Annotated in this window: 11 protein-coding genes and 2 tRNA genes; 8 read left to right on the top strand and 5 right to left on the bottom strand. The window is 58.5% G+C overall.

Annotated elements, in window-relative coordinates; all coding sequences use genetic code 11:
• Positions 1 to 96 precede the first annotated feature (96 nt).
• Both CRP02_RS15060 and CRP02_RS15055 read left to right on the top strand, forming a co-directional pair.
• Positions 97 to 318, top strand: a complete 222-nt coding sequence (locus CRP02_RS15060) for a hypothetical protein (RefSeq protein ID WP_003511857.1) — start codon at positions 97 to 99, stop codon at positions 316 to 318.
• Positions 318 to 638, top strand: a complete 321-nt coding sequence (locus CRP02_RS15055) for a hypothetical protein (RefSeq protein ID WP_097101797.1) — start codon at positions 318 to 320, stop codon at positions 636 to 638. Before CRP02_RS15060 ends, CRP02_RS15055 begins: the two co-directional genes overlap by 1 nt.
• A 161-nt stretch (positions 639 to 799) precedes the next feature.
• Here the strand turns inward: CRP02_RS15055 and CRP02_RS15050 are convergent.
• A tRNA-Pro gene (locus tag CRP02_RS15050) sits at positions 800 to 876 on the bottom strand.
• Positions 877 to 1,140: 264 nt separating this feature from the next.
• Here CRP02_RS15050 and CRP02_RS15040 point away from each other — a divergent pair.
• Together CRP02_RS15040 and mqo are read left to right on the top strand one after the other, a co-directional pair.
• Complete coding sequence (locus CRP02_RS15040) at positions 1,141 to 1,560, top strand: hypothetical protein (protein ID WP_003511854.1); 420 nt, start codon at positions 1,141 to 1,143, stop codon at positions 1,558 to 1,560.
• 389 nt (positions 1,561 to 1,949) lie between these two features.
• On the top strand, positions 1,950 to 3,683 hold the full coding sequence (mqo, locus tag CRP02_RS15035; RefSeq protein WP_025592695.1) for a malate dehydrogenase (quinone): 1,734 nt from the start codon (positions 1,950 to 1,952) through the stop codon (positions 3,681 to 3,683).
• Positions 3,684 to 3,839: 156 nt separating this feature from the next.
• On the opposite strand, the gene CRP02_RS15030 is transcribed toward mqo, so the two are convergent.
• Positions 3,840 to 4,535, bottom strand: coding sequence for a hypothetical protein (locus CRP02_RS15030; protein WP_097171608.1), 696 nt, complete (start codon positions 4,533 to 4,535; stop codon positions 3,840 to 3,842).
• Between the two features lie 283 nt (positions 4,536 to 4,818).
• Positions 4,819 to 4,893: transfer RNA gene (locus CRP02_RS15025), tRNA-Gln, on the bottom strand.
• A gap of 202 nt (positions 4,894 to 5,095) precedes the next feature.
• Here CRP02_RS15025 and CRP02_RS15020 point away from each other — a divergent pair.
• Positions 5,096 to 6,004, top strand: coding sequence for an MBL fold metallo-hydrolase (locus tag CRP02_RS15020; protein WP_097171607.1), 909 nt, complete (start codon positions 5,096 to 5,098; stop codon positions 6,002 to 6,004).
• Positions 6,005 to 6,126: 122 nt separating this feature from the next.
• On the opposite strand, the gene CRP02_RS15015 is transcribed toward CRP02_RS15020, so the two are convergent.
• On the bottom strand, positions 6,127 to 7,047 hold the full coding sequence (locus CRP02_RS15015) for a DUF1499 domain-containing protein (protein ID WP_097171606.1): 921 nt from the start codon (positions 7,045 to 7,047) through the stop codon (positions 6,127 to 6,129).
• 531 nt (positions 7,048 to 7,578) lie between these two features.
• On the opposite strand from CRP02_RS15015, the gene CRP02_RS15005 reads away from it, so the two are divergent.
• Both CRP02_RS15005 and CRP02_RS15000 read left to right on the top strand, forming a co-directional pair.
• A complete protein-coding gene (locus tag CRP02_RS15005; RefSeq protein ID WP_097171604.1) occupies positions 7,579 to 8,943 on the top strand; it encodes a dicarboxylate/amino acid:cation symporter in 1,365 nt (454 codons plus the stop codon).
• A 172-nt stretch (positions 8,944 to 9,115) separates the two neighbouring features.
• Positions 9,116 to 9,388: a hypothetical protein gene (locus CRP02_RS15000; protein ID WP_097101784.1), complete on the top strand. Its 273-nt coding sequence runs from the start codon at positions 9,116 to 9,118 to the stop codon at positions 9,386 to 9,388.
• On the opposite strand, the gene ppdK is transcribed toward CRP02_RS15000, so the two are convergent.
• Positions 9,366 to 12,092 (bottom strand): pyruvate, phosphate dikinase, encoded by a 2,727-nt coding sequence (gene ppdK / locus CRP02_RS14995; RefSeq protein ID WP_097171603.1) that lies wholly within the window; start codon positions 12,090 to 12,092, stop codon positions 9,366 to 9,368. The genes CRP02_RS15000 and ppdK overlap by 23 nt on opposite strands.
• Positions 12,093 to 12,320: 228 nt before the next feature.
• Between ppdK and CRP02_RS14990 the strand changes: the two genes are divergently transcribed.
• Entirely contained in the window at positions 12,321 to 13,298 is a 978-nt protein-coding gene (locus tag CRP02_RS14990; protein WP_097171602.1) for a VOC family protein, read from the top strand.
• The last annotated feature ends 269 nt before the right edge of the window (positions 13,299 to 13,567 follow it).

Raw genomic sequence — 13,567 nt, 5'->3', positions numbered from 1 at the left:
TGTTCAGGCCCGGTTAATGACCGACACCTCACTCTCTCAGCAATGGAACTGCGTGGTTCAGCGCACGTTAGTGTCCGTCATTGGGAGATGAAGATTATGAAAATTCTGACTGCGGCGATCTGCCTGGTTTCGGTGGGCATCCTAAGCGGCTGTGTCGATGATCGGGGCTACCGTAGCGGCGGATATTATACGACAGGCGTGTATTACCGCACCTATGAACGCGATCGCCACTACCGTGACTATGACCGTCGCGACTGGCGCGACCGGAGGGATTGGCGTGATCGTCGCGACTGGCGTGGTGATTACCGCTACCGCTAATGATCGACTGGACTTACATTCAAGACCATTGGGATTGGGCGGGGCACATTCTAGAGGCCGTCATCATGGCGGCGATTGTCGCCGTTCTGTTTCGCCTGCTCGTTAGCTGGCGAATGGCGTGGATAATCGGGATGGCCTTCGCCGCCGGTCATTTCCATGGCCGGGAAAAGCGGGACTACGAGGTGTCCGTAGAAATGCCTCCTCCCCATCTGGAAGGTTATTACTTCTGGAATTGGTCCTGGGATGGTTTAACCGACTTCTGGCCGACGGCTGTTGTTTGCGTTTTGCTCATTCTCCCGTTGGCGAGGATGAGAAATTGACCTTCCGTGCAATCACCAAAGTCGCGATTTGCAGGCGCGGAAGCCAAATGCGTTTACCCGTACGGTTTGAAACGGTCAGGTTTCGCTACAAGGCCTTGATTTAAGGATTTTCAGAAAGTGTTGGGACCATTTGAAAGCCCCGGGAAATATTGGGCTTAAGCTGGTCGGAGTGAGAGGATTCGAACCTCCGACCCCGTCGTCCCGAACGACGTGCGCTACCAGACTGCGCTACACTCCGTGACCAGCGGCGCTTCTATAGACCAGCCTCCGGCATTCGACAAGCGGCATATTGCATTTTTTGTGACAAGTTTTCAGCGCGCTGCGCAGGGCGGTCGCGAAGTGCCTGCCGCACCGGGCGGCGTGCCGGAAAACGTTACAAAAAAGCAATTGTGGCAGGAAATTTTCGTCAAGCGGCACAGCTCCCCTGCCCGTCGCCGCCAAATCTGCTAGGGGAACGTAATGACCGGCGGGAAGCCGGACACGGCACAAAGGACATTTCACCATGCTATTTCGCAGCGTAACGCTCGCAGGGCTCGCCATTGCGCTCTCCGCCTGCACGACATCGACGGGCTCTGCCCCTTCCTTCACCCAGAAGAGCCCCGTTGAAACGCGGTGGGTCGGTCAGTCCGCAGGTATTTTCTTTGCAAAATTCGGCCCGCCGCTGAGCGACACGGAAACCGGCAGCTCGACCATCTATAACTGGCGCGGCGGTTACAAGAAGGCCACCATTCCGGCCAAGTTCGAAGAAGGCAAGGATGGCAAGAAGGGTCGCCAGATTTCGCCCGCCCGCACCGCCTCGCTCTCCTGCACGGTTCAGCTCACCGTCTCCAGCGACTACACGATCACTTCGGTACGCACGGTTTCCGACCGCCCCGGCGTCAACGGCCCGAGCTACTGCGCGGAATTCCTCGCCGCAAACTGAGTTTTCGTCCAGCAGACGAAACGAGCCAAGGCCTGCCCTAACCGGCGGGCCTTTTCACTTTTTTGCGATTATTGTCATTTTTCATGAATTTTTTTCACACGGGACAGCGCGGCCTGATCCGCCAGGCGCGGCAAACGCCGAATTGACGGCATTTTCGCGATATTCGCGCTTGAGACACTTTCAACCGTTTGAAAGCACCGTCTAATCCTCGCGACCACAAAAATGACAATCCGCAAAATGGCAAAAACCGCCAATGCGACCTTATGTCCCGGCAAAATCCCCGCAAAAACGCTTGAACTGGAGTGAATAAGTCAGGGTTGTGCCGGTTTCCGCTTTGCTGTAACGGGGCGGCTGGGAGGAGTGTTTTTAACACAAAACAAGAATCAGGTATGGCCGTGACTCCCATCGATCAAGACAAATCCCAGCTCACTGATCTTTCCTCAGACGCGCTTCCCTCCCATGCGCTTCCAATGAACCGCAGACAGGTTCTCGGCACTGCGCTCGCAGGGCTTGCAGCAACAGCGCTACCGACATCCTCACTTCTCGCCAATACGGCTACAAAGAAGGTCGACGTGCTTCTGATCGGTGGCGGCATCATGAGCGCGACGCTCGGCGTGTGGCTGCGTGAACTGGAGCCGACCTGGTCGATGCAGATGCTCGAGCGGCTGGACGGCGTGGCGCTTGAAAGCTCCAACGGCTGGAACAATGCCGGCACCGGCCATTCCGCGCTTGCCGAGCTGAACTACACGCCGGAAGACGACAACGGCAACATCAAGATCAGCCAAGCCGTCAACATCAACGAATCCTTCCAGATTTCGCGGCAGTTCTGGGCATGGCAGGTGCGTAACGGCGTTTTGAAGAACCCGCGCTCCTTCATCAACCACACGCCGCATATGAGCTTCGTCTGGGGCGATGAGAACATCGCCTATCTCGAAAAGCGCTACGAGGCGCTGAAGGCAAGCCCGCTTTTTGCCGGCATGGAATATTCCAGCGACCCCGAGCAGCTTAAGAAATGGGTGCCGCTGATGATGGAAGGCCGCGATCCTTCCCAGAAGATCGGCGCGACCTGGTCGCCGCTCGGCACCGACATGGAATTCGGCGAGATCACCCGCCAGTTCGTTTCGCATCTGCAAAGCGACCGGAATTTCGACCTGCAGGTCAACAGCGAGGTTTCCGATATCCAGCGCAATGCCGATGGCAGCTGGCGCGTCACCTATAGCAACCTGAAGACCGATGCTGAGCAGACCGTGGATGCGAAATTCGTGTTCATTGGCGCCGGCGGCGGTGCGCTACATCTGTTGCAGATGTCCGGTATTCCGGAAGGCGACAATTACGCCGGTTTCCCGGTTGGTGGCTCGTTCCTGATCAACGACAATCCTGACGTGACGATGCAGCATCTGGCCAAGGCCTACGGCAAGGCCTCGGTCGGCTCGCCGCCCATGTCGGTTCCACACCTGGATACCCGCGTGCTTGGCGGCAAGCGTGTCATCCTGTTTGGACCTTTCGCCACCTTCTCCACCAAGTTCCTGAAGGAAGGCTCCTATTTCGATCTCGTCTCCTCCGTCACGACAAGCAATGCCTGGCCGATGGTGCGCGTCGGCATCGATGAATATCCGCTGGTGGAATATCTCGCCGGCCAGCTGATGATGTCGGACGACGACCGCTTTGCCGCGCTGAAGGAATATTTCCCGAACGCGAAGCAGGGCGAATGGCGCCTGTGGCAGGCGGGCCAGCGCGTGCAGATCATCAAGCGCGACGAGGAAAAGGGCGGCGTACTCAGGCTCGGCACGGAAATCGTCGCCGCGCAGGATGGCAGCATCGCCGGTCTGCTCGGTGCCTCCCCTGGCGCCTCCACGGCCGCACCGATCATGCTGAGCGTTCTGGAAAAGGTCTTCAAGGACAAGGTGGCAACACCGGAATGGCAGGCCAAGATCCGCCAGATCGTTCCGAGCTACGGCACCAAGCTCAATGACGACCCGGAAAAAGTGCAGCAGGAATGGGCCTATACGGCCGAGCACCTGCAATTGCCGACCCCGCCGCAGATCGATCTTGGCGCGCTGAAGGGCGCGGGAGCGGCACCTGCTGGCGCGCCGGTGAAGAAGGTTCCGGATATCGCGCTTTAAGGCTTAGCCGCGATTTTAAGTTTGGACGCCGCGTGTCTTTGGATGCGCGGCGTTTTTTCTGGGAGGATACCCCCGTGCGGCCCAAGATAGATGCAATGATGGCGCGTTGGAATAACATCCAAAACATATAATAAGATATTAGCTAAAATCTACAAACTACTTAGCCTTGAACTGCTTTATGCCCTTCAAGTCACGCTCCAACCTTTCGATTTGATCCTTCCCGTAGAAAATAATGTCATTGCCAGATTTTACTATTACTCCGTTAGATGTTGATCTAAGCACGACAACATTCACGTAGTTTTTATCGGTGGTATAAAGTGAATAACGTGGAGCATCTTTTGTTAGGTCTCTATACGCCGACGCCTTACCGGAGATGTCCACCGCATTGAATAATGTAAAAATAAGAAAAGAAACACTTAAATAATTAACGACACCGTAGTGCATATTTTGAAAAAATACAGCGCCAGCAATGACAAAGGCAGACAGTAAAAGAATAAAAGCTTTTAAATCTAACCAATCCTTATCCATGAATAAGGTAGCAACTATCGGTATTATCAAAACCTTATCAATCACAAGCAAAAAATCTATTATTTTCTCCCCATCGTCAAAACTGCAAAATAATCTGTAAATCCAATAGTACAAAAAAAGACATATCGAAGTAACGCCAGTAACCATGGGAGTTACCTGAACTATCCCAGAAATTATATTCCCATCAAAGTATATCCCTAAGAACTCTGGGCCCACCAGTGAGAAATAACCCGCTGTATAGACCACGAACGTCGCAGCTGCACCGCCGAAGCAAACTAGTGCCAGCTTCACAACATCCTCAATCGCAAGGTCTCCGAACCGCATTTTCTTCTCCAACTAGGCACACAAGAGTTTCATAGAAAAAATTGATTCTGGTGCGCATAATTGGAATCAAGCGGCATTATCCACAGCAACATTCCACTTGCGGACACCGGCTTCACCCTACGTTCACAGCCGCACTTATGCTTGAATACAGAAGCATTTTGGGGAGCCTTGCTGAAATAGGCCAATGTCTTTGTTATGATACGGAAATATCCACCGGGAAACTGCTAATATTAAGGTTTTCTAATGCTTTATAAATCTATAAATTTATTTAAAAAATTAAAAATGGCTGGGGCGCCAGGATTCGAACCTGGGAATGCCGGTACCAAAAACCGGTGCCTTACCGCTTGGCGACGCCCCAACAGGGCAGCTTGGGCGAAACGCCGCTGCCTGAACCGGGCCTGATTAGCAAAGCCTGCCCGACGCGGCAATGACCTGACAGCTTATTTTTTCACAAAATCCAAGCTTTTTGGATGCCGTGCCTGACATGGCATGTTAGGGCTTGGCGATTGCGCGGCTGAGGCTGCGGCTCTGCGTGGCATGGCATATTTCAGGAGGTCTTGATGGCGGACCCGGCATTCGATCTCGATTTCAGGCCGGCCTATGGCGAGGCGGTTCCCGTTGCCCCGATCATCCAGCGCATCACCGTCAACAATCCTTCCGCGTTTACCTTCCATGGCACCAACTCCTATATCGTCGGCGACCGGTCCGTTGCCGTCATTGATCCCGGCCCGCAGGATGAGGCGCATTTTCAGGCGCTGATGGCGGCGCTTGATGGCCGCGAGGTCACCCATATCTTCGTCAGCCACACCCATCGCGATCACTCGCCGCTTGCGCAGCGGCTGCGGCAGGCGACCGGCGCGATCACGGTTGCGGAAGGCCCGCACCGCGCCGCCCGGCCACTGCATGTGGGTGAGACCAATCCCTTTGCCGAAAGTTCCGATACGGCGTTCGTGCCGGATGTGGCACTTGGCGACGGGCAGAGCCTTTCCGGCGACGGCTGGGCGCTGACGGCCCTGCACACGCCGGGGCACACCGCCAACCACGCCGCTTTCGCACTGGAAGGCAGCGGCATCGTCTTTTCCGCCGATCACGTCATGGCCTGGGCCACTACCATCGTCGCACCGCCTGATGGGTCGATGAGCGATTACATGGCCTCGCTGGAGCGCCTGCTCGCCCGCGACGACCGGCTGTTCCTGCCCGGCCATGGCGGCCCGGTCAACGATCCCGCAGCCTTCATGCGCGGGCTTCGCGCCCACCGCCGCATGCGGGAACGGGCGGTTTTGAAGCGCATCCGGGAAGGCGACCGGCGGATCGCCGATATGGTGAAGGTGATCTATGCCAGCACCGACAAACGCCTGCACGGGGCTGCGGCACTTTCCGTACTGGCCCATATCGAAGACCTGATTGAAAAGGGCGAGGTGCGGACCGAGGGTGCGCCTTCATTGCTGGGAGAATATTTTCCGGCGTGAGGCAGGCGTCTCCGCGCAACGCTCAGATCGGCGTCATCATATCCGGTTCACGGATTTCAACCACCGTCGCATTTCCCGTCGTTCCGGCCTTGAGCCGGAATGACGAAGAAGGAAACTAGGCCTCAATTGTCGTTCAGGCCCTGCATTTCCGCATCCAGCGCATCGAGATAGGCCTCTGCGATTGCTGCACCCATGCCGAGATCGTGCGGGCCGTAACGGGAGGCAACGCGCACATCGACGATCGTGGTTTCCGCCTCTTCTTTCAGGCGGATGAGGATGTCGAAACGCAGGCCCCAGATGCGCGTGCGCGTTTCGCCCTGCATCAGCACCACGCCGCTGCCGTTAAAGAAGGTGGGCTGCGGCGCCTCGACCGGCCGTGCCATGGGAACCGGCACTATGGAGGGCAGGTCTTCTACCGGCGCTTCCTCGGTGGGCTGCGACTTGTCCTGTTCGGGAACGCCGACGGAGGGCGGCTCCACGGTGCCGATGACGCCTTTGGTATGGGTGATGCGGATGCTCTGGGCGGCGGCCATTTTTTTGGCAGCCGTGTAGATGCGGTCTATCGCACCTTCATAACGGCGTCCAGCAAGGCTCGCATAGGCCATCGCCTGCGCGTCGCGGTCCTCTTTGGAAACGGCCGCGGGTCTTGTCAGCCATTGCTGGTTAGCGACGGGCGGCACCAGCCATTCCGGCGCATCGGCAAGATCGGTGGAGATGTCGTAAATCTTCGGCTGCTGCCAGTACAGAAAAGCGCCGTAACCGACGACGCCGAGCGGCAGTGCCGACAACAGCAGCGCGGCAAGCGCAGAAAGGCCGCCGCGCGCACCCGTGGTCCACAGCCGTTCAAGACCAACCAACGCCAGAAGCATCGCCACCAGAGCGATTCCAGCGGCAATCATCAGCAGGCCGACGAGATCGGGCGTCGTCAACGGTCCGAAACGGTGGATGCCGGCGGCGACAAGAAAAAGCGCCAGCGCCGCCAGACCGAGATAGCGGGAAAGATAGGCTGCAACTGAAAAAGGCCGGACGAAACGCACAGTCATGGAAGCGGATATCCGTTAGATCGCATTGGCGTAAAAGCGTTGCACCCGAAATCTGGCAAGGGAATCACCTGCATATGATGTCATAGACCGGATTTGCGGTGAGGAAAACAAGGACGGGTCTGATCTGCGGGTAAAGTGCGTAAACCCACCTTAGTCGCGCCGGACTTGATCCGGCATCCAGCCACGGCGCATCTGCATCCTGAAAGAAGCCTCCAGCGATCAAGGACTTGATCGCAATGGACCCCTGATCTGGTCCGGGGTGACGGAGTGGGAACGCAACGGCCTCGGCAAACGCAAACGCTCTTCGAGCCTCCGACATCGTTTTGAGCGCGTGAAAGGCCAAGGCCACGATAGAGCGGAATATTTTTCCGCATTATCTCCCCTTAAGAGAATAATGCACCGGCAGTGCAACAAATACGCAAGCTCATCCCTTAATTGCTGAGGAAATCGGCGTATTCTTCGTCCCTTCCTTCGAGAATGCGTGTAAAAAGTGCATTATCCTCGTTTTCTTGCATAAAAAAGAGACAAGCCATGTCACAGGCAACGACGCCAGCCCGCTTATCCGGGTCAAAACCCTTTTATCGCAATTTCGGCTTTCAGGTTCTGATCGCCATGGTCATCGGCCTGCTGCTCGGGCTCGTTGCGCGCAATATCGGCCCTGATGCAGCCGGCAGCCCGAACTGGCTTTCCGTGACGCTACAGACTATCGGCAGCATCTTCGTGCAGCTGTTGCGCGCTTTGGTGCCGCCGCTGATTTTCACAGCCATCGTCGCCTCCATCGCCAATCTCAAGAACCTCTCCAATGCGGCAAAGCTCGTCTGGCAGACGCTTCTGTGGTTCGCCATCACCGCGCTGATCGCCGTGGTCATCGGCATCGTGCTTGGCCTCGTCATTCAGCCGGGCGTGAACACCGCGATTGCCAATACGGCAGCAGCAGCCCCCTCCTCGACGGGTTCCTGGCTCGACTTCCTGAAGGGTCTCGTGCCGGCCAACGTGTTCGGTCTTGAGGCTTCGACCAAGCTCAACAACGGTTCCGCCAGCACGTCGCTGAACTTCAACGTGTTGCAGCTGCTCGTGGTGTCGATCGCCTTTGGTGTCGCGGCGCTGAAAGCGGGGAAGGCGGCGGAGCCGTTCCTTGCCTTCAACCAGTCGCTGCTTACCATCGTGCGCAAGATCCTGTGGTGGGTCATCCGCCTCACGCCCATCGGCACCATCGGCCTGCTCGGTCGCGCCGTTGACCAATATGGCTGGACAACGCTTTCGCAGCTTGGCTGGTATGCGGCGGCCGTTTATATCGGTCTGGCGCTGGTTCTCTTCGTGGTCTATCCGGCGCTGCTTCTCGCCCATGGCCTGAAGCCATCGCGCTTCTTTGCGGGCGCATGGCCGGCAATCCAGCTCGCCTTCGTGTCGCGCTCCTCCATCGGCACCCTGCCCGTCACCGAAACCGTGACGGAAAAGAGCCTCGGCGTGCCGCGCGAATATGCCGCCTTCGCCGTGCCGCTTGGCGCCACCACCAAGATGGACGGCTGCGCCGCCATCTATCCGGCGATTTCGGCGATCTTCATCGCCCAGTTCTTCCAGGTGCCGCTCGGCATTCAGGACTATGTGCTGATCGTGTTCGTCTCGGTGCTCGGCTCGGCCGCAACGGCGGGCCTGACGGGTGCCGTGGTGATGCTGACGCTGACGCTCTCCACGCTCGGTCTCCCGCTCGAAGGTGTTGGCCTGCTGCTCGCCATCGACCCGATCCTCGACATGGGCCGCACGGCCGTCAACGTCGCCGGTCAGGCGCTGGTGCCCACCATCGTCGCCAAACGTGAAGGCATTCTGGACGAGGCAGTCTACAACAACGCCAAGGACATCGAGGCGCTCGATGACCGCGACGCGGTTCCTGCCTGAGTGTAGTAACGTTCCAGGCGACCGTATCCTGCGGCCGCCTGCAAGACCAATCTTGCAACAATCGCCCGATGCAACTTTCCGCCCCGACGCGGCTTTTCCCCGCGTAAAAACAGGCGTATCAATCGCGGCCATAAAAGTGCCGTCCACCTGTCATGCTCCGGGGAGAAACAAAATGCGCGTTTCCATCGTCTTAGGTTCGCTTGCCGCCATGCTGGCGCTCACCGCCTGCCAGACGCTGACGCCGGAAGAGCGCCGGGCGCGGGATGAGGCAACATGCCGGGGTTATGGTTTCCGCACCGGTACGGATCAGATGGCCGGATGCCTGCTGGACCTTGATCTCGACCGCCGCGCCGACAACCGCGCCTGGCAGGCGCAGATGAACCGCGACATGTTCTACCGGCCGGTGGTGGTGGAGCGGCGGATCATCGTCCAACCAAACCCCTGACCGGAATGAAGGCGACATTGCTGGCGGTCTCACCCTGCCTTGCCCTTGCGGCAAGTGTCGCCTGCGCGGCGGCAAGACGCGCGATGGGCACGCGGAAGGGCGAACAGGACACGTAGTCGAGATCCGCATCCTCGCAGAAATGGATCGAGGCCGGGTCGCCGCCATGTTCGCCGCAGATGCCGAGTTTCAGCTCCGGCCGCGTCTGGCGGCCGCGCTCGGCGGCAATGCGGATCAGTTCTCCCACACCGTCGAAATCGAGCGAGATGAACGGATCGCGTTCAATAATGCCCTTGCGCTGATAGGTGTTGATGAAACGCGCCGCGTCGTCACGGGAAATGCCGAAGGTCGTCTGCGTCAGGTCGTTGGTGCCGAAGGAGAAGAACTCCGCTGCTTCCGCAATCACATGGGCGCGCAGCGCCGCACGCGGCAACTCGATCATGGTGCCGGTCAGATATTCGAGCGTCATGCCGGTCTCTTCCGCCACCTCGGCGGCCACCGTGTCGATGACAGCCTTGACGTAATCGAGTTCGGACCGGAGGCCGACCAGCGGCACCATGATCTCAGGCACGACAGGTGCACCGGTGATGCGCGCCGCCGCAACCGCAGCCTCAAAAATGGCGCGCGCCTGCATTTCGGCAATTTCCGGATAGGAAATGGCAAGCCGGCAGCCGCGATGGCCGAGCATGGGGTTGAACTCGTGCAGCGCATCCAGCCGCTGGCGGAATACGGTCTGCGGCATGCCCATGGCGGCGGCGACCTCTACGATCTCGCCATCGCTCTTCGGCAGGAATTCGTGCAGCGGCGGATCAAGCAGGCGGATCGTCACCGGCAGGCCGTGCATGATCTGGAAAAGCTCGGTAAAATCCGAACGCTGCATCGGCAAAAGCCGGTCAAGCGCTGCCCGCCTGCCCTTTTCGCTTTCGGCGAGAATCATCTCGCGCATCACATGAATGCGGTCGCCTTCAAAGAACATATGTTCGGTGCGGCAAAGACCTATACCTTCTGCACCGAAGGCACGGGCGGCGCGGGCATCGGCCGGTGTATCGGCGTTGGTGCGCACCGTCATACGGCGCAGATTATCGGCCCATTGCATCAGCTTGCCGAAGTCGCCTGACAGTTCAGGCTGCGTCATCGGCACTTCACCTTTCATCACCCGGCCGGAAGAGCCGTCGATGGTGATGACATCGCCGCGTTTCAGCATGCAGCCAACGCCGATCAGCACCTTGTTGCGCATATCCACACGCATCGAACCCGCACCGGTAACACAGGGAATGCCCATGCCGCGCGCCACCACGGCGGCGTGGCTGGTCATGCCGCCGCGCGTCGTCAGAATGCCTTCGGCGGCATGCATGCCGTGAATATCTTCCGGACTGGTTTCGATGCGGACCAGAATGACGCTTCGGCCTTCGGCTTCCGCAGCGACCGCTTCTTCCGAGGTAAAGACGATCTCGCCGGTTGCCGCCCCCGGGGAGGCAGGCAGGCCGGAGCCGATGATGGGCCGGGAAATACCGGGATCGATGGTGGGGTGCAGCAATTGGTCGAGCGATGACGGCTCGATGCGACAGACGGCTTCTTCCTGCGAAATCAGCCCATCCTCGACCATATCGACGGCGATCTTCATGGCGGCGCGTGTGGTGCGCTTGCCGGAACGGGTCTGGAGCATCCAGAGCTTGCCGCGCTCGATGGTAAATTCCAGATCCTGCATGTCGCGATAGTGGTTCTCCAGCCGCTTGCAGATCACCATGAACTCGGCGAAAGCCTCCGGCATCAGCTTTTCCATGGAGGGTTTGTCGGAACCCGACGCCAGCCTCGCGGCCTCGGTGATGGATTGCGGCGTGCGGATACCCGCCACCACGTCTTCGCCTTGAGCATTGACGAGGAACTCACCGTAAAGCTCCGCCTCTCCGGTGGAGGGATTGCGGGTGAAGGCAACGCCGGTTGCCGATGACGAGCCGAGGTTGCCAAAGACCATGGCCTGGACGTTGACCGCCGTGCCCCAATCGCCGGGAATATTGTGCAGGTGCCGATAGGTCACGGCGCGATGGTTCGTCCAGCTGGCAAAGACTGCGCCGATCGCGCCCCAGAGCTGAACATGGCAATCCTGCGGGAAAGCCTCTCCCAGCTCGTCCTCGATCAGCTGCTTGTAAAGCGCAACGACATGCTGCCACTCGACCGCCGACATATCGGTATCGTATTCATGGCCGAGCCGGCCTTTCTCGTCTTCGAGAATTTCCTCGAACAGCTCATGGTCGAGACCCATGACGACATCGGCATACATCTGGATGAAGCGGCGATAGCTGTCCCAGGCGAAACGGGCGTCGCCCGCATCGTGGCCCAGCGCCTGCACCGTTCGGTCGTTGAGGCCGAGATTGAGCACCGTGTCCATCATGCCCGGCATGGAGGCACGCGCGCCTGATCGAACCGACAATAGCAGCGGCGTCTGGCTGCCGCCGAATGTCTTGCCGGTTACGGCTTCCATGCCGTGAAGGCCGGCCATGACCTGCAGCTTCAGCTCTTCGGGGAGATCGCGGCCGTTCTTGTGATAAAGGGCGCAGGCATCGGTTATGATGGTGAGGCCGGGGGGAACGGGAAGGCCGAGACTTGCCATTTCGGCAAGGTTTGCACCCTTGCCGCCCAATATAGCAACGTCACCTGCCCGGCCTTCGGCAGCACCGTTGCCGAAGGTATAAACCCACTTTTTCATTCCACGCTCTCCACCCAGAAGCGTTGTCATTTTTCTATCATCTACAGCATTGGCGGCATGTTGGAAACGCCACAACGTCCAGTTTACATCGCAGTGCAGCATAATTGCGGCGAATTGCGCGCCAGAATTGCCGCAAAAGCAAAATAACAGCGTTACTGACGCATTCGTGTAGTGCGCAGAAACGGAGTGTTCCCTAAGCCATCCACATCGCCCAAAAAGAGATTATTCATGCAATTTACTCGCCGCCACACGTTGAAATTTGCCGGAATTTCTTGCGCCGCCACCGCCCTTGCCGGTGCTCTTAGAGCAGAAGGCGACCCACCCGCAGCAAGTGCAGGCACCGTCCTTCCCTTTGCGCTGACCACGCCGATGCATGTCAGTCAGGCGGCGCTTCGGGTGCGCGATCTCGATCCGATGATCGATTATTACCGTTCCGTGCTCGGGCTGAATGAGGTTGCGCGCAACGCACGGGGCGTGACGCTAGGCGCCGGCGCCGTTCCCCTGCTTGATCTCGTTCACAAGCCAACGGCGGATTATGAAAGCCCCACCTCAGCCGGCCTGTTCCACATCGCCTATCTGATGCCCACCCGCAAGGATCTCGCTCGATGGCTGGTACATGCGGCCTTGAGGCAGGTGCCGCTGTCGGGATTTGCCGACCATAATGTCAGTGAAGCGGTCTATCTCAACGATCCCGAAGGCAACGGCATCGAGGTTTACAGCGACCGGCCGAAGGACACATGGGTCTGGAGCGGCAGCGTGGTTAAAATGGGGACCGAACCGCTCGACGTCGATGATCTCGTAACGCTGACCGACACCAAAAAGAGCGATTACGAGGCCGCACCTTCCGGCATGCGCATCGGCCATATCCACCTGCGGGTCGGCGAGATTGCCACCGCACGCGCTTTTTACGAGGAAGCCGTTGGTCTCAAACCAACGCAGGATGCCCGTTCGGATGCCTCCTTCCTGTCATCGGGCGGATATCACCACCATCTGGCCGTCAACACATGGAATAGCCGGGACGCGAAAGAGCGCAACGCCACCGAAACCGGCCTCGACTGGTTCTCTCTCGCCATCAAAAATCCCACGGACCTTGAAGCGCAGAAAACGCGGCTGCGGGCGGCCGGTTATGTGCTGGTGGAGATGGAAAACAAGGTTGTGGAAGCGATTGATCCGTGGGGCACGCGGCTGCGGTTGGTGCCGGTGTAAGAGGGCGGCAAGTCGGCTGGTTTCCTGTGACTGGTACAGGAACGAGGGACGCGAGGCATAACACCAAAAAAAAGCCTTGCGAGGCCACGGCAGCGACCTCGCAAGGCTTTCCATCCGGTACAGGAAACCGGATGGGGGGTCTGGAAAGAGCCCAAATTCCTTTCAAAAAGACATAGCAAAATGCCGCGCATTGTCGCCCACCCGAATGGGTGATGCGGCCAGATAAATTCGCGATGGACAAGGCTTAAGGGGCAAGTCCGGAACGGGAA

Source organism: Rhizobium sp. AN5 (assembly GCF_900215255.1).
GTDB classification, from domain to species: Bacteria; Pseudomonadota; Alphaproteobacteria; order Rhizobiales; family Rhizobiaceae; genus Agrobacterium; species Agrobacterium tumefaciens.
Note: the sequence above shows the minus strand (reverse complement) of the source record. Positions and strands in the feature narration are given on the sequence as shown.